This is a genomic window from Streptomyces sp. NPDC088116, from assembly GCF_044741745.1.
Lineage (GTDB): Bacteria > Actinomycetota > Actinomycetes > Streptomycetales > Streptomycetaceae > Streptomyces.
On record NZ_JBIUTF010000001.1, the window covers coordinates 748,757 to 769,640 of the forward strand.

12 protein-coding genes are annotated in these 20,884 nt (G+C 67.4%); 3 read left to right on the forward strand and 9 right to left on the reverse strand.

The features are described from left to right. Positions 1–141: 141 nt before the first annotated feature. From ACIOJD_RS03285 to ACIOJD_RS03325, 9 genes are all read right to left on the reverse strand, one after another. Positions 142–501, reverse strand: coding sequence for a hypothetical protein (locus tag ACIOJD_RS03285; RefSeq protein ID WP_401907950.1), 360 nt, complete (start codon positions 499–501; stop codon positions 142–144). Between the two features lies 1 nt (position 502). Next, positions 503–5,206 carry a putative T7SS-secreted protein gene (locus ACIOJD_RS03290; RefSeq protein ID WP_401907951.1) on the reverse strand — a complete coding sequence of 1,568 codons (4,704 nt, stop codon included), beginning with the start codon at positions 5,204–5,206 and terminating at the stop codon, positions 503–505. A 231-nt stretch (positions 5,207–5,437) separates the two neighbouring features. After that, positions 5,438–6,565, reverse strand: coding sequence for an ABC transporter ATP-binding protein (locus tag ACIOJD_RS03295; RefSeq protein ID WP_401907952.1), 1,128 nt, complete (start codon positions 6,563–6,565; stop codon positions 5,438–5,440). A 25-nt stretch (positions 6,566–6,590) separates the two neighbouring features. Continuing rightward, on the reverse strand, positions 6,591–7,652 hold the full coding sequence (locus tag ACIOJD_RS03300; protein WP_401907953.1) for an ABC transporter ATP-binding protein: 1,062 nt from the start codon (positions 7,650–7,652) through the stop codon (positions 6,591–6,593). 10 nt (positions 7,653–7,662) lie between these two features. Beyond that, positions 7,663–8,640 (reverse strand): ABC transporter permease, encoded by a 978-nt coding sequence (locus ACIOJD_RS03305; protein WP_401907954.1) that lies wholly within the window; start codon positions 8,638–8,640, stop codon positions 7,663–7,665. Between the two features lie 152 nt (positions 8,641–8,792). Further along, positions 8,793–10,592 carry an ABC transporter substrate-binding protein gene (locus tag ACIOJD_RS03310; RefSeq protein ID WP_401907955.1) on the reverse strand — a complete coding sequence of 600 codons (1,800 nt, stop codon included), beginning with the start codon at positions 10,590–10,592 and terminating at the stop codon, positions 8,793–8,795. Between the two features lie 99 nt (positions 10,593–10,691). Continuing rightward, complete coding sequence (locus ACIOJD_RS03315) at positions 10,692–11,645, reverse strand: ABC transporter permease (RefSeq protein ID WP_401908919.1); 954 nt, start codon at positions 11,643–11,645, stop codon at positions 10,692–10,694. Between the two features lie 592 nt (positions 11,646–12,237). Continuing rightward, positions 12,238–14,112 (reverse strand): translational GTPase TypA, encoded by a 1,875-nt coding sequence (typA, locus tag ACIOJD_RS03320; protein WP_401907956.1) that lies wholly within the window; start codon positions 14,110–14,112, stop codon positions 12,238–12,240. Between the two features lie 445 nt (positions 14,113–14,557). After that, entirely contained in the window at positions 14,558–17,275 is a 2,718-nt protein-coding gene (locus tag ACIOJD_RS03325; protein WP_401907957.1) for an ABC transporter substrate-binding protein, read from the reverse strand. 376 nt (positions 17,276–17,651) lie between these two features. On the opposite strand from ACIOJD_RS03325, the gene ACIOJD_RS03330 reads away from it, so the two are divergent. The 3 genes from ACIOJD_RS03330 to ACIOJD_RS03340 all read left to right on the forward strand — a co-directional run bounded on the left by ACIOJD_RS03330 (position 17,652) and on the right by ACIOJD_RS03340 (position 20,882). Further along, positions 17,652–17,882, forward strand: coding sequence for a hypothetical protein (locus ACIOJD_RS03330; RefSeq protein WP_401907958.1), 231 nt, complete (start codon positions 17,652–17,654; stop codon positions 17,880–17,882). Between the two features lie 72 nt (positions 17,883–17,954). Continuing rightward, positions 17,955–18,821: a hypothetical protein gene (locus ACIOJD_RS03335; RefSeq protein WP_401907959.1), complete on the forward strand. Its 867-nt coding sequence runs from the start codon at positions 17,955–17,957 to the stop codon at positions 18,819–18,821. A gap of 66 nt (positions 18,822–18,887) precedes the next feature. Beyond that, positions 18,888–20,882, forward strand: a complete 1,995-nt coding sequence (locus tag ACIOJD_RS03340; RefSeq protein WP_401907960.1) for a fumarate reductase/succinate dehydrogenase flavoprotein subunit — start codon at positions 18,888–18,890, stop codon at positions 20,880–20,882. Positions 20,883–20,884: the final 2 nt, after the last annotated feature.

Consider the following 20,884-nt stretch of genomic DNA (forward strand, 5'->3'; position numbering starts at 1 on the left):
CTCTGACCTTGCCCAACAGGACTCGGTCATCGTGCGTAGCCTCAGAATTCCAGGAGATCGCATACACCCTTTAGGAAGTGCCCATCACGCACCTGTGGGCCGTGAATGTAATCGCAAAAGCTCGGCGAACTCACAGGGAACCTAGTCGAGTCCACGCAGTGGTCCAAACTTGGAGGGCGTGCGGGGACCTCCGAGATCTTCATGCCACCCACAATGAGTCGCATAGATGTAAAACTCGCCACCGCCCAGGAGGTACACACTCATTTCTCTATTTTGATGTGCACCCTCATGCGCGCGCGCTTGAGGGTCGGAAGGTTCAAGTCGGTCAATCCGCAGACGCTCCAGCGACGACGGCAAGTTCATCATCGAAACGTTCGAGAACAGTACATCGATCCGAGTTTCCGAACCTTCCACGTTGATACTTCGGAGCAGGAGTTGCGAATAACTGACGGTGTAGTGCCAGATCCTGAACTCGCGGTCCCACTCGGCAACTTTCTCCATGTTATCCTCCTAGAAAATCTGGGCGAGGGATGCGTGCAGTCACGTCATTACCTTTATAGTAGAACGAAATACTGTCCCAGGTACGGTTTTCCCATTTCACCGAATCCCCAACGATAGCCATCTCACGCTCGGTTGTGTACCAGTTATCTCCCTTCCCTCGCGTGTACGCCGCTTCGAAAAGCTCGGGAAGATTGTCAGTAACTTGGTCTTTCAGGCCTCGGAATCCATCCAGGGTGATATGCAGCCGAACGTGTGGCTGCTCGTGCGCCGCATTGCGGACAGACGACAACGCACCTTCCTGCGATTGATCGAGAAAGTGAGTATAGTTTCGAGTTTCGGCAAAATTCCTCAGATCTCCCTCCTTCCGAGTCCCCAGAGCGACATTATCGGGGCATGGTCCCAGCCCCAGCGGATCGGACCAGGTGTGGGGGTTGTTGACATAAGTGGTGGGATTCGGGGCTGGGGAGAGGCCCAGCGGGTCCGGGGACGCGTAGCGCGCGGTTTCGGGGTCGTAGTGGCGGAAGTAGTTGTAGTGGAGGCCGGTTTCGGGGTCATGGTACTGGCCCGGGAAACGGAGTGGCGTGTGCGCCGTGGCGTCCGTATTCCATGTGGTCGTACCCCAGAGCGTGGTGCGGGTCCGCCAGGCTATGTCGCCCTGTTCGTCGATGAGTTCGGTGGGGCTGCCGACGAGGTCCGTGACGATGCTGAAGAATCGCTGGTCGATTTCTTCTTGCGGGGCGTCCGCCGCCGTAATGCGTTCGGTCTGCGCAATGGGGTGCAGGCCCTGGTGGTCCCAGGTGAGGGTGACCGGGTTCGGCAATTCCGCTGACTGGCTTGTCTGTTCGCAGAGGGTCGTGCCGTCCCAGGTGAAGTCCACCTGTTCCTCGACCGTGATTCCGTCCGCAGCCAGCCGCTGTTTGGCGATACGGCGGCCGAGTGGGTCGTAAAGGTACAACCAGCGTGAGCCGTCAGGGGTGGTGACTGCGGTCAGGCGGCTCTCGGCGTCCCAGGTGTAGCGCCAGGTATCGGGTTTGCGGGAGAGCCTCCGCTTCTGCCGGAGGGTGATGCGGCCGAGTTCGTCGTGTTCGTAACGGACGTTTCCGGCCCGGGTGATGCTGGTTCCGGAGTAGCTGCGAGGGCCCGTGGCGTCCTGGCCGGGGTGGGAGGTGGGCCAGGATGCCTCGGTCTGGTTGCCGGCTTCGTCGTAGGCGTAGCGCTCGGTCCAGCCGTGGGCATGGACGGCGGTGACGCGGCCGGCGGCGTCGAGGTCGAAGTGGCGGGTGCCGGAGAGCTGATCGTCGATGGCGGTGAGGTTGCCGTCCGCCCGGTACGTGTAGGCGCGGGCCTGGATGCCACGGTCGGCGCTGGTGATGTGCTGTCCGGTGAGGCGCCCCAGTACGTCGAAGCTGGAGGCGAGGGTGACCGTGTCGTCGATGTGGCGGGCGAGTTCGCGGCCTGTGGCGTCGTGCTCGAAGGTGAGCGTACGGCCGGTGGTGGTGAGAGTGGAGCGTCGGCCGGCCGCGTCGTACGTCCATGAGCTCGTCGCGCCGGAGGGCGTCGTGCGGGACGTCCTGCGGCCCAGGGTGTCGTGACCGAAGGTGAGCACGCGGCCGTTCACGGTCTCGGATTTGAGGCGCCCGAAGCGGTCGCGGAGGAAGGTGATCGAAGCATCCGGACTTACGGCCTCGGCCAGTTGGTCGGAATAGTCGTACGCGAAGGTGGTGACACTCCCCTCGACATCCTTGGCGATGATGCGGTCCAGGTCGTCGCGCTCGTAGCGGGCGGTCTGGCCCAAGGCGTCGGTACGTTCGGCGAGGCGTCCCGCCGTGTCGTACGTGTACGCGAGGGTGCGGCCGTCGAAGTCCGTTTCGGAGCTGAGGCGGCCTGCCTCGTCGTACGCGTAGTTCCAGGTGAGGCCCTGCGGGTTGAGTACCCGGGTCAGGCGTAGTTCCGTGTCGTGTTCGAACTCGTGGCGCACTCCGTCGGGGCCGGTGCGGGCTGTCATGAGGTCGAAGTGGGTGTACTCGAAGCGGGACTCGGCGCCCATGGCGTCCACATGGCTGACGCAATTGCCCTCGCCGTCGTAGGTCCACGACTGGGTGGTGCCGTCCGCTTCGACCCGGCGGGCCGGTTTTCCCTCGACCGTCCATTCCAGGCGGGTGGTGGCCCCCAGAGCGTCGGTGACGGCGGCCGGGCGGCCGAAGGCGTTCCTTTCGATACGGGTGACGGCGCCCAGCGGGTCGGTTATCTCGGCCGGCTGTCCGGCCGCGTCGTAACGAACACGGGTGGTGTTGCCGAGCGCGTCGGTCACGGCCGTCGCATGACCGTGATCGTTGTACGTGAGGCGGGTCGTGGTGCCGGACGCGTCAGTGAGGGTGAGGAGGTTTCCCCGTCTGTCGTACTCGCGGCGCACCGACGTACGGTCCGGGTTGGTCGTACGAGTGGGAAGGCCGAGGTCGTCGTACTCGGCGGTGGCCTCGCGTCCGTCGGGTCGCGTCACGCTCGTAAGGCGCCCGGAGTCGTCGTACTGGAAGAGCGTGACGCGGCCGAGCGGATCGGTGCGGGACAGCAGGTTGTTGTAGCGGTCGCGCTCAAGGCGGGTGACCGCACCGAGGGGGTCGATTTCCGTGACCATTTGGTGCGCGTCGTTGATCACGTAGCGGTGGACGGCTCCGGTGCCGGTGGTGGCGGTGGTGACACGCAGGCCCGTCTCGGGGTCGGTGCCGTCGTAGTCGATCCGCAGCGCGACATGGCCCTCCACCCCGCCTTCGGCGATGCACCGGTCCTGGTCGTCGTACGCGTAGTCGTAGCGGCTGTCGTTCGTGTCCGTCCAGGACGTGACCCGGGCGCGCTCGTCGTAGGTGAACCGCGTCGGGAGGCCTGAGGAGTTGATGACCTCGCTGAGATGGCCGTCCGTGTATCCGTAACGGAGAAGCTCCTGGTCGGAACCGTCGGCGGCCGCTCCGGCCAGGTGCAGGGCGGTGACGCGCCCCTGGTCGGTGGTGAGCTTCAGGTGGTAGCCACCGTGATGCACGATGCTCGTCGGAGCGCCGGTCTCGTCGTACTCGAAGGCGATCCAGTTGCCGTTACGGTCATCGATCTGCGCCAGCGCGGCGGTCTCTTCGTCCCGGGTGGCGAAGTGCCAGACCCGGCCGGTGGCCGGGTCGGTGACGGTGTAGTCCCCGTCGGTGTCGCGGGCGAGGGGCCGTCGCGGGCCGTGGCTGGGCATCACCGGGGCGCCCGGTGCAGGGTGCGGGTAGGACAGGAGCAGGCCGTCCTCACAGACGAAGATGACCCCCTCGGAGTCGATCTCCAGACGCTGGTCCGCGGTGGACGACCAGGACGGACCGAACCACCGGCCCGCCCGGTAGTCGGAGGCCACACGCCGGCGGAACACCAGCGGGAGCGCGCCCGGCAGGACGACGTCCGTCTGCGGCAGATACATCGTCCCGGTGGCGAGGTCGACCGGGTCCGTCGGGCCCTTCTCCACCGCATTCTCGGGCCGTGACGGCTTGGCCGGGTCGTGCACACTGCTGCGTGCGGTGGATTCGGCGCCCTCCTTGAGGCCATCCTTCACGCCAGCCCTCAGGCCGGCCCTGAGGCCTGCTCCGGCGCCTTTGGTGGTGGCGAGTTCGGGCACGAGGCGGCCGCCGAATTCGGCGGGGTCGCTCTTGAGCGCTTCCCACGCGCCCTTCAGCGCCCGGTCGGGATGGGCCGCCGTGGAGGCGAGACCGGCCAGGGTCATGTTGACGCTTCGGTAGTACTCCGCTGGGTGCGTCACGTTGTACGGATCCTGCGGATTGACCGCACGCACAAAACTGACGATCCCAACCGTCCCCTTGGCGATGCCGGAGACCATGTGGGTCCGCTCCACCCCCTGGGCCACGCTGAAATCGTCCAGGTTGAACTTCGCACGCTCGGTCGCCGAAGGCTCCGCCGGCGCATGCGCCAACGCAGCGGTCACCGCCCTCTTCGCCGTACCCGCAACCTCATCACGCTGACGCCGCGCCCCGGCCAAAATCTCCTGGGCCCGCTTGCGCTTCGCATCGCCGGGGTCGGTGAACCCACCGGGATCGGGCAACGACGCATCACCGGCCAACGACTCCTCGTGAGCCAGGCGTTCCTTGTCCCACGCGGCACGCGCCGACCTCGACGCCGCCTCACCCTCCTTGTAGAGGGCGACCGCCTCCCGCGCCTCACCCTGCGCCCACGTCACCGTCTTCGCATACGTCTCCAACGCCCCCGCCGCATCCTCGAAGGCGTCCGCCGCATGCAGCCAGTCGGTCGGCAGGCTCTGGAACCGTTCACGGAACGCCTCGGCCGCCTCGCCCTTCCAGTGACCCGAGTCCAGACTCTTCAGCCCCTGGCCGACCAGATCGAACGCCGCCCCGAAGTCCCGCAGGTTCTTCACACTCGCCGCGATGTCCCCCGCACGGCCGTGAATCAGCTCATCGGCCTCCTCACTCTCACCGAGTTGCTGCTCACCGACCTTCGCACCGAGCGAGGAAGCGGTCCGGTCGCCCCAGTCCTCCACCACATCCGCGACCGCGTGGTGGTCGAGACGCTCCAGGACCGAACCCGTCCGGTCCGTCGCCCAGTCGACCCCCTCACCGACCTTCCGCTTCCCCTCGTCCCACACCTCCTCCGCCTTACCGAGCCCCTTCTCCGCCAGCCCACCCCAGTCCACCCCACCCGCACCCGACATCAGCGATCCCCCCAATTCGGCTGCTCCGCCTGCCGAACCGCCTGTCGCGTCCCCGATATGTCGTCCCCGCCCTTGGCCATAGAGCGGATTCTGTCGCGACCCGGTTACCGATCGCAACGTCGGACGTACGCTCGCGAGCTGCGAGTTCGGACCGCCGGGTCGCACACGAAAACGCTGTACGGGCCGACTTCGGCCCGTACAGCGCTTGGAGGAACGACACAGCCGCGCCGCTCAGTCCTCCTTCGACAGCCCCTTCTCGATCGCCACCAGCGCCGGATCCATCACGACGTCCTCGTCCCGGGCCTCCGTCGTCGGCTCCTCAGGGAAGTGGCACGCCGTCAGGTGGCCCTCGTGGCTGCCCGCGATCTGGACCAGCGGCGGTTCCTCCGTGGCGCACTTGTCCTGCGCCTTCCAGCAGCGCGTACGGAACCGGCAGCCGGACGGCGGCATGATCGGCGAGGGGACGTCACCGGCGAGCCGGATCCGTTCCTTCTTGTCGAGGTCGATGTCCGCCTCGGGCACCGCGGAGAGCAGGGCGTGGGTGTACGGGTGACGCGGGCGGTTGTAGAGCGAGTCGCGGTCCGCGACCTCCACCACCTTGCCCAGGTACATCACCGCGACGCGCTCCGAGAAGTGCCGCACGATGGCCAGGTCGTGGGCGATGAAGACGAAGGCGATGCCCAGCTCGCGCTGGAGATCCTGGAGCAGGTTGACGACCTGCGCCTGGATGGAGACGTCGAGCGCGGAGACCGGCTCGTCCGCGACGATCAGCTTCGGCTCCAGTGCGAGCGCGCGGGCGACGCCGATGCGCTGGCGCTGGCCGCCGGAGAACTCGTGCGGGAAGCGGTTGTAGTGCTCCGGGTTGAGGCCGACGGTCTCCAGCAGCTCCCGTACCCGGGCCTCGCGGCCGCCGGGCGGCTTGATGCCGTTGATCTCCATCGGGCTGGAGATGATCGTGCCGACGGTCTGCCGCGGGTTCAGCGAGGCGTACGGGTCCTGGAAGATCATCTGGATCTCGGACCGGATCGGCGCCAGCTGCTTGCGGTTGGCGCGGGTGATGTCCTTGCCGTTGTACGTGATCGAGCCCGCGGTGGGCTCCAGCAGCCGGGTGAGCAGCCGGCCGGTGGTCGACTTGCCGCAGCCCGACTCGCCGACCAGGCCCAGGCTCTCGCCCGGGTAGACGCTCAGGCTCACGCCGTCGACGGCCTGGACCGCGCCGACCTTCCGCTTGATGGGGAAGCCGCCGTAGATCGGGAAGTGCTTGGTCAGGCCCTTCACTTCGAGCAGCGGCTCGGTCGAGGCGGCCCGCTGCGGCGGGACCTCGTCCTCGACGGTGGTGGTCGTGTTCTTCTCGCTCATGGTCATAGCCCCAGTCGCTGGTACATCAGCCCAGCCGGGGCTGAATCTTCTCGATGAAAACCTGCTGCTTGCGCTCCGCCGTCAGATGGCAGGCGGAGCCGCGCCCCTCGGGGAGCAGCGGGCGCTCGTTCACGCAGTGGCCGCCGTCCACCAGCTCGACGTACTCGCACCGCGGGTTGAACGCACAGCCGGTGGGCGGGTTCAGCAGGCTGGGCGGGCTGCCCGGGATGGGCCGCAGCGGCTCGCCCACATCGGACGACAGCCGCGGCATCGAGCCGAGCAGGCCCCAGGTGTACGGGTGTTGCGGCTGCTTCAGCACCTCGCGGACGGAGCCGCGCTCGACGGCCCGTCCGGCGTACATCACCAGCAGGTCGTCGGCGACATTGGCCACGACGCCCAGGTCATGGGTGATCAGGATGATCGCGGAGCCGAACTCCTGCTGGAGGTCCTTGAGCAGGTCGAGGATCTGCGCCTGGACGGTGACGTCCAGCGCCGTGGTCGGCTCGTCGGCGATCAGCAGTTCGGGGTTGCACACCAGCGACATGGCGATCATCGCGCGCTGGCGCATACCGCCGGAGAACTGGTGCGGGTAGTCGTCGACCCGGCTCTTGGGGTCCGGGATGCCGACCTTGCCCAGCATCTCGATGGCCCGCGCGCGGGCCTCCTTCTTACTGGCGCCCGTGTGCTTCCGGTACGGCTCGGCGATCTGCCGGCCGACGGTGTAGTACGGCGACAGGGCGGTCAGCGCGTCCTGGAAGATCATCGCCATCTTGTTGCCGCGGAGCTTCTCCAGCTCCTTGTCCGCGACGTCGGTGAGGTCCTGGCCGTCCAGCAGGATCTCCCCGCTGATGTCGGTGAACTGCGGGTTGTGCAGGCCCAGGATGGACAGGTTGGTCACCGACTTGCCGGAGCCCGACTCGCCGACGATACCGAGCGTCTGACCGCGCTTCAGGTCGAAGGAGAGCCCGTCCACGGCCTTGACGGTGCCGTCCTCGGTGGAGAAGTGGACACGCAGGTCGCGCACCGACAGGAACGCGTCCGACTCGGTCGGGGCCGGGGCGTCCTCGGTCTTGGTGAGTGTGGTCACGGTCGTTCTCCTAGGACAGACGCACGCGCGGGTCGATGATCGCGTACAAGGCGTCCACGATGACGTTGAACAGCAGGATGAAGGCGGCGCTGACGATCATCACGCCCATGGTGAGCGGCAGGTCCTTGTCGATCACCGAGTCACGGGCGAGACGGCCGATACCGGGCAGGCCGAAGGTGATCTCGGTGACCATGGCGCCGCCGAAGAGCGCGCCGAGGTCGATACCGAGGATGGTGACGATCGGGATGAGCGAGCCGCGCCAGGCGTACCGGAAGAAGACGTAGCGGCTGGCCATGCCCTTGGCACGGGCCGCTCTGACGTGCTCCTCCTGAAGCTGCTCGATCATCGTCGAGCGCGACATACGCGTGTAGTTGGCGGTGAAGATCACCGACATCACGAGCCAGGGGATCAGCAGGCCCATGAACCAGCCGCTGAGGCTCTCGGTGAAGGGAACGTACTTCGGCTTGTCCAGCCATCCGGTGCTGTAGACGAAGAGTCCGAGCACGACCGGGCCGAGGAAGTAGATCTGCAGCGAACTCAGCACCAGCGAGGCGGAGCTGAACGCCTTGTCGATGAAGGTGCCCTTCTTCCACGCGGCCATCATGCCCGCGCCCAGGCCGACCACGAGGAAGACCAGGAGGCCACCGGCCGAGAGGGAGAGCGTCAGGGGGAACCGGTCGATGATCGTGTCCCACACCATCTGCTGGTTGTTGAAGGACACACCGAAACAGGGGGCCGAGCAGTGGCCGACGGCGAAGTCACGGCCCGCGAAGATGCCGACGATGAAGTCCCAGAACTGCACCGGTACCGGCTTGTCCAGGCCGAGGTTCTGGTGGATCACCGCGAGCGCGTCCGGAGTGCAGTTCTTGCCACAGGCGAGCATCGCCGGGTCCTGCGGGATGGCGAAGAACATGAAGAACGTGACGGCACTGATCAGAAAGAGGGTCAGGACTGCGCCGAACGTCCGGCGAAGGAGGAATTGAAGCATGGCTGGTCGCTGCTCTCAGGACGGCGGCTGTGAGGGGGTCGAGAGGAGAGGATCGGCGGCCCGGAGGTGCGCACTCCGCCGTGTGCGCACCTCCGGGTCCGGCCTGCGCGTGCTCTGTTACCTCTTCAGGATCAGGAACAGGCGCATGACGTCTACTTCTTCAGGAACAGGCGCGTGACGTCGACGTAGCTGGAGTCCGACGAGTAGCGGGCGCCACCGACGTTGGAGCCGAAGATCTGGAAGACCTTGGTGAAGTAGATCGGCGCCGCCGGGTTGACCCGCTCCACGATGTCGCGGTGCAGCTTGGCCCACTCCTTCTGCGCCGCGGCCGGGTCCGTGATCTTCAGGATGCGGGCGATCTCGGAGTTGACCTTCGGGTCGTCGATGTGCGAGTAGACCGCGGAGCCGTCCTGGAGCTGGGTGCCGTCGAACGACGGCGGGATGACCGTGGAGGGCGACGGCCAGTCCTGGCCCCAGCCGGTCATGTAGAGGTCCAGCCCGTTGTCGACCTTGCCGACCTGCTCGTACCAGGTGGCCTGGTCGATCTCCTTCTTGACGATCTTGAGGCCGATCTCCTCCAGGCGCTTGGCGATGACGACCGACTGCTGCTGGCGCACCGGGGTGTTGGCGTACGCGTAGACCAGCTTCTGGCCCTCGGCGCCCGCCTCCTTGATCAGCTCCTTGGCCTTCGCGACGTCACCGTTCGGCTTCTTGAGCTTGCCGAAGGGGTCGTAGCCCTTCTCGTAGCCGGGGGTGGTCGGCGACATCAGACCGGTCGCGGTCTCACCGCCGTACGCACCGCCGTCGAGCTTGTAGATCTGGGCGCTCGGCATGGCGTACGCGATGGCGTCGCGGACCTTCTTGTTCTTGATCCGCTGGAGGTTGAAGTTCAGCTGCCAGACGTACGGCGCGTAGCCATCGATGGTGCGCTTCTTGGCCGCGGGGTCCTGGACGACGTTGCGCACCTGGTTGGTGGAGACCTGGCCGGTGAACATCACGGTGTTCTTGGCCTCGCCGCGGTCGGCCAGCAGCGTCTTGGTCTGGTCGTCGTCGTCGTGGTTGAACTCGATGTTGAAGCCGTCGACGTACTGGTGCCGGACCGAGTCGGTCTTCGGGTCCCAGTTCGTGTTCTTGACCAGCTTCATCGACTTGCCGGGCTTGAAGTCCGCGATCTTGTAAGGGCCGGTCGACATCGGCGCCGTGTCGTACTTCTCCTTGGTGTCCGTCTTCTTGGGCACCAGGGCGTAGCCGGGCATGGTGAGCGCCTGCGGCAGGTCGGGCTGCGCGGTCTTGAACTTGAAGACGACCGTCTTGGCGTCCGGGGTGGCCAGCACCGAGTCGGGCAGGTGCTTGCCCTTGTACGGGCCGTCCGGCAGCGCCTTGCGGTACGTGGTGCCCGCGCCGGAGAGCCAGTTCTGGATGTAGGTCGGGCCGTCCGTGATGAACGGGGCGTACATCCGCTCGATGCTGTGACGGACGTCCGCCGAGGTGATCGCGGAGCCGGTCTGGTCCTTCAGCCCGTCCTTCAGCGTGAAGGTCCAGGTCTTGCCGCCGTCGGTCGCCTTGCCGGCGTCGGTGGCCAGGTCGCCGACGACGGTCAGCTTGCCCTTGTCGTCCTCCTGGAACTGCGTCAGACCGCGCTGGAGCAGCCGGTCGAGCAGCTTGCCGTCGCTGACGTAGGTCTGGGCCGGGTCCAGGTGGGAGAAGTCGTCCTCCTGGAAGACCGTCATGGTCCCGCCGGCCTTGGCGCCGGGGACCTCGGCGGCGGGGCCGGTGGACGCCTTCGCGTCTCCGTACGTGACGGCCTCCGCCTGCGCGGCGGCGTCCTCCTGGGTCTTGCTGTCGTCCTTGGTTCCGCTGTCGCTGTTGCCGCCACAGGCGGTCAGCACCAGCGAGCCGGCCGCCAGGGCGACGACGACAGCGCGTGTCCTGCGCGTGCCAAAGATCCTCATGATGATGAGTACCTATCTGTCAGTAGTGATCCAACGGTGCTGCCTGGCACGTCCGGTGTGGGCCGGCGCCCGGGTGGCAGCTTTCCCCTCGGCGGGACGTCAGCGTCCGGACTTCGGGTCGAAGGCGTCCCGAACCGAGTCGCCGAGGAGGTTGAACGCCACGACAAAGATCACCATGGCGACACCCGGGAAGATCATGTAAGCCGGGTCCTGCTCGTAGATACCGGCGCCCGTGGCGAACATCCGGCCCCAGTCCGGGGTGGGTTCGACGAAGCCGACGCCCACGAAGGAGAGGAAGGCCACGGAGAGGATGGTCGACGGGAGCAGCAGCGTGGCCTGCACCAGGATCGGTGTGACCAGGTTGGGCAGCAGTTCCTTGCGGATGATGCGCCAGGGCGAGGCGCCCGCGATCTTCGCCGCCTCCACGAACTCCCGCTCGCGCAGGGAGAGTGTGGCGGCCCGGATCAGCCGGGACAGGCCCATCCAGCCCAGGAAGGACAGCACCACGATGATCGCGGCGGCACGCAGCGCGGTGGGCGTCTCCTCTTCCGGACTGACGAAGGCGGCCACGATCACCGGCATGGAGGCGATGAAGAAGAGCTGGCTGGGGAAGCCCAGCAGAAAGTCCGTCAGCCGGCCCAGCCAGTAGTCGATCTTGCCGCCGTAGTAGCCGCCGACGAGTCCGATCACCACACCCACGACGACCATCAGGACGGTCGCGGCCAGTGCCGTGTAGATCGAGGTGCGCATGCCGTAGATCAGCTGCATGAACACGTCGCGGCCGAGGTTGGGCTCGATACCGAACCAGTGGTCCGGGGACATGCCGCCGAACGTCCCTGTCGGCATGTTGAATTCGTCGAGCAGGTCAAGACTGTCCTGGCCGTACAGCGTGTACGCGTCCTTGCCGTAGACCATCTTGATCACGGGCGCGAGAAGCGCGATCACGAAGAAGAAGATGACAACCACGGCGGAGACGACCCCGGTTCGGTCTCTCTTGAAGCGGCGCCACATCAACTGGCCGGGAGAGAGCCCGGCGAGTGTCCTGGCCTCCAGGGTCCCGTCCTTGGAGACGGGGCCACCGTCCCCGACGGCGGACGCTTCGGCGCCCTCGGTCTGCACTGGACTTGTCACGATCGCTCTTCCCCCGCGGGGATCACTGCCGCGCGCCCGACCCATTCGGTGCTGATGGCACCACGCATGGGGTCCTCCTCATGAGTCCACTTGTCACTACAAGAAGGGCACTATCTACGCGCGCTGACAACACTGACAGTGCGCTCTTCAAGTAACCCCGAAGTGTGCTCGTGAGCCGTCGCACCCCCACAGCGCATGACTCATTGACCCGAGCTCAATGGCCAACTATTAAGTACGACCGGGCCGTAAACCACACTTAAAGGGTCTCGTTTTGGCAACATCGACATACCTCGTCCTCCCGAAATCCGGACAAAGTTAGCCCAGGCAGACACCCGCGAAACGGACCGTTAACACATCATCCGGTGATCACCCGCCGATAATCGGACGTCGCCCACAAAAACGCACTTGACGTCAAGGCGTCCTGAAGCCATCGGAAACGTCACACGCGAACGACCGACGGCCCGCCCCTGCGCGCAGGGGCGGGCCGTCGGGTCGAAAATGAACTGACGGGGTGTCAGCCGTGCTTGGCGCGCGAGGCGCTGCGGCCACGCTGCTTCTGGTCCAGGACGACCTTGCGGATCCGGACCGTCTCCGGGGTCACCTCGATGCACTCGTCGTCGCGGCAGAACTCCAGGGACTGCTCCAGCGACAGCTTCCTGGCCGGCACCACGTTCTCGGTGGTGTCCGCCGAGGCGGCACGCATGTTGGTGAGCTTCTTCTCCTTGGTGATGTTCACGTCCATGTCGTCGGCGCGCGAGTTCTCACCGACGATCATGCCCTCGTAGACCTCGGTGCCGGCCTCGGTGAAGATGACACCGCGCTCCTGGAGGTTGACCATCGCGAACGGGGTCACCGAACCCGAACGGTCCGCCACCAGCGAGCCGTTGTGACGGGTGCGCAGGTCACCGAACCACGGCTCGTGGCCCTCGAAGATGGAGTGGGCGATGCCCGTGCCACGCGTCTGGGTCAGGAACTCCGTACGGAAGCCGATGAGCCCGCGGGACGGAACGATCCACTCCATGCGGATCCAGCCCGAACCGTGGTTGGTCATGGTCTCCATACGGCCCTTGCGCGTCGCCATCAGCTGGGTGATGGCGCCGAGGTGCTCCTCGGGGGAGTCGATCGTCATGCGCTCGATCGGCTCGTGCGTCTTGCCGTCGACCTGCTTGGTGACCACCTCGGGCTTGCCGACGGTCAGCTCGAAGCCCTCCCGGCGCATCTGCTCGACCAGGATGGCCAGCGCCAGCTCACCGCGGCCCTGTACCTCCCAGGCGTCGGGGCGCTCGGTGTCCAGGACACGGAGCGACACGTTACCGATCAGCTCGCGGTCGAGACGGTCCTTGACCTGGCGGGCGGTGACCTTGTGGCCCTTGCCGCCCTTGCCGACCAGCGGCGAGGTGTTCGTACCGATGGTCATCGAGATCGCGGGCTCGTCGACCGTGATCAGCGGCAGCGCGATCGGGTTGTCCGGGTCGGCCAGGGTCTCGCCGATCATGATGTCCGGGAATCCGGCGACCGCGCAGATGTCGCCAGGACCGGCCTTCTCGGCCGGCTTGCGGGTGAGCGCCTCGGTCATCAGCAGCTCGGTGATACGGACGTTGGACATCGAGCCGTCACGCTTGATCCACGTGACGGTCTGGCCCTTCTTCAGCTCGCCCTGCTCGACGCGGCAGAGCGCGATACGGCCGAGGAAGTTGTCGGCGTCCAGGTTGGTGACGTGGGCCTGGAGCGGCGCGCTCTCGTCGTACTCCGGAGCCGGGACATGCTCCAGGATCGTGGTGAAGAACGGCTCCAGGTTCTCGCTGTCGGCCGGGACACTGCCGTCCTCCGGCTTGGTCAGCGAGGCGATGCCGTCCCGCGCACAGGCGTAGACGATCGGGAACTCGATCTGCTCCTCGGTCGCGTCCAGGTCCAGGAACAGGTCGTACGTCTCGTCGACGACCTCGGCGATCCGGGAGTCCGGGCGGTCCGTCTTGTTGATGCAGAGGATGACGGGCATCTTCGCCGACAGGGCCTTGCGGAGCACGAAGCGCGTCTGCGGGAGCGGGCCCTCGGAGGCGTCGACGAGCAGGACGACCGCGTCCACCATCGACAGACCGCGCTCGACCTCGCCACCGAAGTCGGCGTGGCCGGGGGTGTCGATGATGTTGATCGTGATCGGGTCACCGCCCGTCTTCGGGTGGTACTTCACGGCGGTGTTCTTCGCCAGGATCGTGATGCCCTTCTCACGCTCCAGGTCGTTCGAGTCCATCATCCGATCGTCGAGGTGCTCGGCGGCGTGGGCGGCGAATGCGCCGGCCTGCTTCAGCATGGCGTCGACCAGAGTGGTCTTGCCATGGTCGACGTGGGCGACGATGGCGACGTTACGGATGTCGTGGCGCGTGGGCATGCTGGCTGGCGCTTCTCTCGATCGTGGGTGCGGCGTTTTTTCCTCGTACGCCCGCCGGGCGGACACGCCACGGCCTGTCCCATGGTACGGGCCCGACGCGCCGGGGGCTTCCCGGCCCGATCGAAGGGGCCGGAGCACGGCTGCGCACGAGATGCGCGCGGGGGTGTGCGAGGAGTATGCGGGGGTGCGCCGGTGGGGTGCACGAGGGGCTTGCGGGGTGCGCGGGTGGGGCGTGTGAGGGGTGTGAGCTGCCCGGGTCGAGGCCGGACATGAGCTTGCCCGCCGGGGAGGCCGGCGGGCAAGTGAATTGTTGGGGTCCCGGATGTCGTCCGGCCGTCGCCCGGACTTCGTCCGATGTCGTCCGAGCGTCGTCCGGTCGCCGGAAGCGGCCTTGACCTGCCGCGTCCGGCCCGGAAGCGGCCTCGACCTGCCGCTTCCGCTCCTACTACTTCTTCTTGGCGTCCGGGCCCGAGTCCCCGGCGTTCTTGTATCCCATGTCCTGGTAGCGGGGGGTGGCGAAGCCGAACGCTCCGGCGTTCATCAGCCCCGGCTTGGCGGCCGCCAGCTCCGGACGCTGGTAGAGCGGGATCGAACCGGCGGCCGCCCAGATACGCGCGTCCGCCTGCCGCACCAGGTCGCGGGCGGTGCCCTCGTTCAGCTCGGAGGCCGCGCGGTCGAAGAGCTGGTCGATGTGGTACGTACCGACACGGGTGTAGTTCTGCTCCACCAGCAGCGATCCGTCGCTGGCGGGCACGGGCTTGGCGAAGATCGGCCGGCCGTCGGTCGCCGGGTAGGCGGTGGCGGGCCAGGAGTAGAGGGCCAGGTCGTACTCGCCGGAGGCGATGTGGTCCTTGAAGTAGCTGGCGTCGTCGACCTTGGTGATCTCCGTACCGATACCGATGCGGTCCAGCATCCGCGAGATCCGCTCACCGACGGTGCGCAGCGACTCCGATCCCTCACCGGAAGGCAGCACGAAGCGCAGGGTGAGGCGCTTGCCGTTCTTGCCGAGCGGTCCGGTCCGGGGGGCGGGGGCGGCCGTACCGCGCGGGGCGTAGGCGCCCGCCATGCCGCCCGGCTTCTCGTGGGACGCGTGGGCCACTCGCACGGTCCGCGATCCGGTGCCGGAGCCGGAGTGGGTGTCGCCCACGGACGCGGCCTGGCGGAGCAGGGTGGCGCCGTGGAAGGCGGCGGTGGTCGCGAGTGCGGGTGCGAGGATGTGGGTGGCGGACTCGGGGTTCGGGGCCGCCTGGCGGGGTTCTGCCTGAAGGGGGTCCGCCTGGCGGGTTTCTGCCTGCGGGGAGTGCGTCTGGGGGGAGTCCGTCTGAAGGGGCTCGGCCTGGCGGGGTTCCGGACGGCGGGGTTCCGATCGGCCGGGCTTGCTGTCGCCGACGATGTACTCACCCTCGTCGGAGGGCGCCTCGCCGGCGCTGCTCCCTTCCGACTTCGCCGAGGCGGATTTCTCGTCCTCGGCCTTCTTCTCGTCGTCCGCCGGTGCCTTCTCGGCCGGCTTCTTCTTCTCGTCCGGCTTCTTCTCGTCCGACTTCTTCTCGGCGGCCTTCTTCTCCTCCTTCTTCTCGTGCTCTTCCCACTTCTTCTTCTCGGCCGCCGCCCGCTCGTCGGCCTTCTTCTCCTCGGCCTCCTGCTGCTTCTCGGACATCGGCTCCTTGGACGGCTTCGTCTCCGAGGACTCCTCCTCCGCGTTCTCGCTGCCCTCGTTCCCCTCGGCCCCGCCGGACTTCTCGCCCTTCTTGGCCTCGCTGCCGGCCTTGGTTCCAGCGGCCTTCTTGCGGCCTCCGCCCGGGACCCAGCCCGCGTCCGCCAGCAGCGCCTGCGCCTCCTGCGTGTCCTGCTTGCCGAGCGCCTTGCTGCTGTCCGCGTACGCCTGCTGGCCGATCAGGGCCAGATGGCTGCCGAGTGTCCTCGCGGGCAGTCCGAGCGGCTTGAGTACGGTGTCGGCCAGTTCCTGGCGGTCGAGCGCGCGGGCCACCGCGCGCCGTACCCGCTCATCGGCGAGCGGCCCGGACTCGCCGTTCAGCGCGAGCTGCGTATAGGCCGGCTCCAGCGACTTGCGGACTTCGTAGCCACGCAGCGCCTTCTGCTCCCGTGCGTACGTCGCGATGGCCCGCTCGGTCTGCTTGCGGGCGTCCTGGGCCTCCTCGGCCTTCTCGTCGTCGGAGCCGTGGGCCAGGGCCCAGGAGCGCAGCGCGGAGGCGGCGGTGATCTCGGTGCCGGGGCCGTGAGTGAGCGGCTGTCCGCCGGATCCGTTGTCCCTGTCGGCCAAGGAGATACGTTCCGCCGTACGCCGGTCGATCTCCGCCAGGTCGAGCTTGCCGTCCGCGAGCGCGGCGGCGCGCTTAGCGCGCGGAACCGCGCTCAGGACGATCGAGTTGAGCTTGGCGGGCTCTCCCCACCAGCGCGGGTTGCGGGTGAGAGTGACCTTCTTCTCCTTGCGGTCCACCTTCTTGACCCTGAAGGGGCCCGCCGTCGTCTTCAGCGCGGTCCTGGCCTTGTCGTTGAACGAGTTGGGCTTCCCCGTCACATCCTTCGGATAGAGGGGGCTGAAGAGGGACTTCCAGTCCGCGTACGGCTTGTTGAAGGTGACCCTGACCTCGAGGTTGTTCGCTCCGCGCTCGATCTTCTGGATCCGCTCGTAGCCGGCGTTGCGGGCCGTCCAGTAGGCGGAGTCCTTGCCGCGCAGCGCACGCCACTGGGACGCGAAGTCCGCCGCCCCGATCTCCCGGCCGTCGCTCCACACCGCCTGCTGGTTGAGCTTGTAGAGCACGACCTGCTTGGGCTCGCGCTCGACGACCTTCGCGGACTCCAGGTAGTCCGGGTTCCGCTGCGGGCGACCGCTCTTGTCGAGCGTGAAGAGGGCGGGCAGCACGGCGCCCGCGACCCGGCTGGTGGCACCGTCCGCGTCGGCCTGGAAGACGTTGAGTGTGGTGGGCACGGAGTCGATCGCCCAGCGCAGGGTGCCGCCCTGGCGGACCCAGTCCCGTCCGGCGGGCGCGATGTCCGGGGCGGCGGCGGACGCGGAGTCGCTGCCGTCGTCCGAGGAGCACGCGGACAGGGCGGGGAGGGCGAGCACACCGGAGGTGAGGAGGGCGACGGAGCGGAGCGTTCGGGAGCATGTCCTCCCGCGTGGGGCGCCGACGTGGGACATGGCTTGTACCTCTTAGTCCTGTTCGCGGAATTTAGAGATGATCACACCTAATGCCCGCCCACTGAAGTGGACCGGAACAGGAGGACGGCGCAGACACGGCGGTACGGCACACAAAGCCCACCCGTGCGGCCCAACGGGGGGCGCGAACCGCCCGCGCGCCGGGTCCGAGGAAAGCATCGAAAGCATCCCAAAGCGGTAATCACCGACAGCGACACGGACACCCTTCGGCCGAACGGGACCCCCTAAAAAAGAGACCTACGCCTTCACAAGCGGGGGTGTGACGCGGAACACTTCCAGGCGCACACAGAGAGCGTCCGAGGGGTGACCCCCCGGGAACCCCGCATGCCACCAGCGACCGTGGAAATGAGGGCAACTCGTGTCCGTGCAAGATGATTTGACGGCAGTCAGGCGCTGCCTGGACGACTTGGTCCGCACGGTCGGACAGTTGGAACGCAGTCTGGCGCGGACGCACGAGAGCGAGCCCCCGCAGCAGCCGGCCTGCCGCGTCGACGACCTGGTCACCATCAGCGACGCCCCGTACAACAGCGCGCTGTGGACGGACTCGGACGACGAGGGACTGGGTGTGCGCGACCGGCGGGCTCCCTGAGGAGTGCTCCGGACAGGTTCACCGGCTTGCGGGCCGACGACACTCCTTCTGAAACGCGCCTAGGAGACCTCATTGGCCACCGGTACGGAACCTCCACACGTCAGCACGGACACCTCGGCCGCGGGCGCACGGGCCGGGGCTGGTGCGCGCGGGGGCGTGCGCGGCGCCTCGCGCGCCGCCATCGCTCCCCGGCATCTGCGGACGGACCGCTGGTGGCTGGCGCCCGCCGTCACCGCCGCCGGGCTGTTCGCCTTCATCGTCTACTCGACCTGGCGGGCGTTCGCGAACAGCGACTACTACGCGGCGCCGTACGTCTCGCCGTTCTACTCGCCGTGCCTGGCGGAGAACTGCGCGCCGATGCGCGGCGGCCCCAACTGGGAGCTGTTCGGCAGCTGGTGGGGCCTCTCCCCCGCGCTGCTGATCCTGATCTTCCCGCTGGGATTCCGGCTGACCTGCTACTACTACCGCAAGGCGTACTACCGCGGCTTCTGGGCCTCGCCGCCCGCCTGCGCCGTCGCCGAGCCGCACGCGAAGTACACCGGTGAGACCCGCTTCCCGCTGATCCTTCAGAACGTCCACCGGTACTTCTTCTACGCGGCCGTGCCCGTCGCCGGCATCCTCACGTACGACACCGTGCTGACCTTCCGCGACGAGGAGTACGCCTGGGGCCATATGGGCCTCGGCTCGCTGCTCTTCCTCGTCAACATCGGGCTGATCTGGGCGTACACCCTCTCCTGCCACTCCTGCCGGCATGTCATCGGCGGCCGGTTGCGGCACTTCTCCAAGCATCCGGTGCGCTACCGCCTCTGGGGCTGGGCCGGCAGTCTGAACAACCGTCATATGCAGCTGGCCTGGGCCTCTTTGATCAGCGTCGCGCTCTGCGACTTCTACGTGTATCTGCTCGCCACGGGGGCCTTCGACGATCCGCGCTTCTTCTAGCCGGAGACGGCAAAGACAGGCCGGCGGGCGGCCACGGACAGCCAGGGACAGGGAGATCCTTCAGAAATGACGCAACTCGAACGCCGTCAGTGGGACGTCGTGGTGGTGGGCGCGGGTGGTGCGGGACTGCGCGCGGCCATCGAGGCGCGCGAGCGGGGGGCTCGTACCGCCGTCATCTGCAAGTCCCTCTTCGGCAAGGCCCATACGGTGATGGCCGAGGGCGGTATCGCCGCCTCCATGGGCAATGTGAACTCCGGCGACAACTGGCGGGTGCACTTCCGCGACACCCTGCGCGGCGGGAAGTTCCTCAACCAGTGGCGGATGGCGGAGCTGCACGCGCGGGAGGCGCCGGAGCGGGTCTGGGAGCTGGAGACCTGGGGCGCGCTCTTCGACCGTACGCCCGACGGGAAGATCTCCCAGCGCAACTTCGGCGGCCATGAGTACCCCCGGCTCGCCCATGTCGGCGACCGGACGGGCCTGGAGCTGATCCGCACCCTCCAGCAGAAGATCGTCTCGCTCCAGCAGGAGGACTTCCGGGAGTACGGGGACTACGAGGCGCGCCTGAAGGTCTATCAGGAGTGCACGGTTACAAGGATCTTGAAGGACGCGGACAAGGACGCGGGCGGCGGGGACGGACAGGACGGCGAGCGGGTGGCCGGTGCCTTCTGTTACGAGCGGGAGTCCGGCCGTTTCTTCGTGCTGGAGGCCCCGTCGGTCGTGCTCGCGACCGGCGGGATCGGGAAGTCCTTCAAGGTGACGTCCAACTCGTGGGAGTACACGGGCGACGGGCACGCGCTGGCCCTGCTCGCGGGCGCGCCCCTGCTGAACATGGAGTTCGTGCAGTTCCATCCGACCGGGATGGTCTGGCCGCCGTCGGTGAAGGGCATCCTCGTCACCGAATCGGTGCGCGGTGACGGCGGGGTGCTGCGCAACTCCGAGGGCAAGCGGTTCATGTTCGACTACATCCCCGATGTCTTCAAGGAGAAGTACGCGGAGTCGGAGGAGGAGGGCGACCGCTGGTACGAGGACCCGGACCACAACCGGCGCCCGCCCGAGCTGCTCCCCCGCGACGAAGTGGCCCGCGCCATCAACTCCGAGGTCAAGGCGGGCCGCGGCTCTCCGCACGGCGGTGTCTTCCTCGACGTGTCGACGCGGATGCCCGCTGAGGTCGTCCGGCGCCGACTGCCGTCGATGTACCACCAGTTCAAGGAGCTGGCGGACGTCGACATCACGGCGGAGGCGATGGAGGTCGGCCCCACCTGCCATTACGTGATGGGCGGCATCGCCGTCGACTCGGAGACCGCCGCCACACCCGGCATCGCCGGTCTCTACGCGGCGGGCGAGGTCGCCGGCGGGATGCACGGCTCCAACCGGCTCGGCGGGAACTCCCTCTCCGACCTGCTGGTCTTCGGGCGTCGGGCGGGCCTGCACGCCGCCGAGTACGCGACCGGCCTCGGCGCGCGGCCGGCCCTGGACGAGAGCGAGATCGACGCGGCGGCGGCCGAGGCGCTGCGCCCGTTCAGCGCGGAGGCTCCCGAGGGGCCGGAAATACCGGTGAGCGAGGGGACCGTGGGTCCGGCGGAGAATCCGTACACCCTCCACCAGGAACTCCAGCAGACGATGAACGACCTGGTCGGCATCATCAGACGCGAGGCCGAGATGGAGCAGGCCCTGGAGAAACTGGCCGAGCTGCGGGTACGGGCGAGGCGGGCCGGGGTCGAGGGGCACCGGCAGTTCAACCCGGGCTGGCACCTCGCGCTCGATCTGCGGAACATGCTGCTGGTGAGCGAGTGCGTCGCGCGGGCGGCCCTGGAGCGTACGGAGAGCCGGGGCGGCCACACCCGCGAGGACTGGCCGGGCATGAACGTCGACTGGCGCCGGATCAATCTGCACTGCCGGCTCACCGAGACCGCCGGCCGGGACGTGGTGGCGACCGAACCCACCCGCGGCCAGATCGCGCTGACCAGGCACACGACCGAGCCCATCCGTCCCGATCTGCTCGCCCTGTTCGACAAGGAAGAGCTGGTCAAGTACCTCGCCGAAGAGGAGCTTCACGAGTGAGC

What these genes read in the sequence shown, in the direction of transcription:
- ACIOJD_RS03285 (WP_401907950.1), bottom strand. Translation starts at nt 501, where the DNA reads ATGGAGAAAGTTGCCGAGTGGGACCGCGAGTTCAGGATCTGGCACTAC.
- ACIOJD_RS03290 (WP_401907951.1), bottom strand. Translation starts at nt 5,206, where the DNA reads ATGTCGGGTGCGGGTGGGGTGGACTGGGGTGGGCTGGCGGAGAAGGGG.
- ACIOJD_RS03295 (WP_401907952.1), bottom strand. Translation starts at nt 6,565, where the DNA reads ATGAGCGAGAAGAACACGACCACCACCGTCGAGGACGAGGTCCCGCCG.
- ACIOJD_RS03305 (WP_401907954.1), bottom strand. Translation starts at nt 8,640, where the DNA reads ATGCTTCAATTCCTCCTTCGCCGGACGTTCGGCGCAGTCCTGACCCTC.
- ACIOJD_RS03310 (WP_401907955.1), bottom strand. Translation starts at nt 10,592, where the DNA reads ATGAGGATCTTTGGCACGCGCAGGACACGCGCTGTCGTCGTCGCCCTG.
- typA (WP_401907956.1), bottom strand. Translation starts at nt 14,112, where the DNA reads ATGCCCACGCGCCACGACATCCGTAACGTCGCCATCGTCGCCCACGTC.
- ACIOJD_RS03325 (WP_401907957.1), bottom strand. Translation starts at nt 17,275, where the DNA reads ATGTCCCACGTCGGCGCCCCACGCGGGAGGACATGCTCCCGAACGCTC.
- ACIOJD_RS03340 (WP_401907960.1), top strand. Translation starts at nt 18,888, where the DNA reads ATGACGCAACTCGAACGCCGTCAGTGGGACGTCGTGGTGGTGGGCGCG.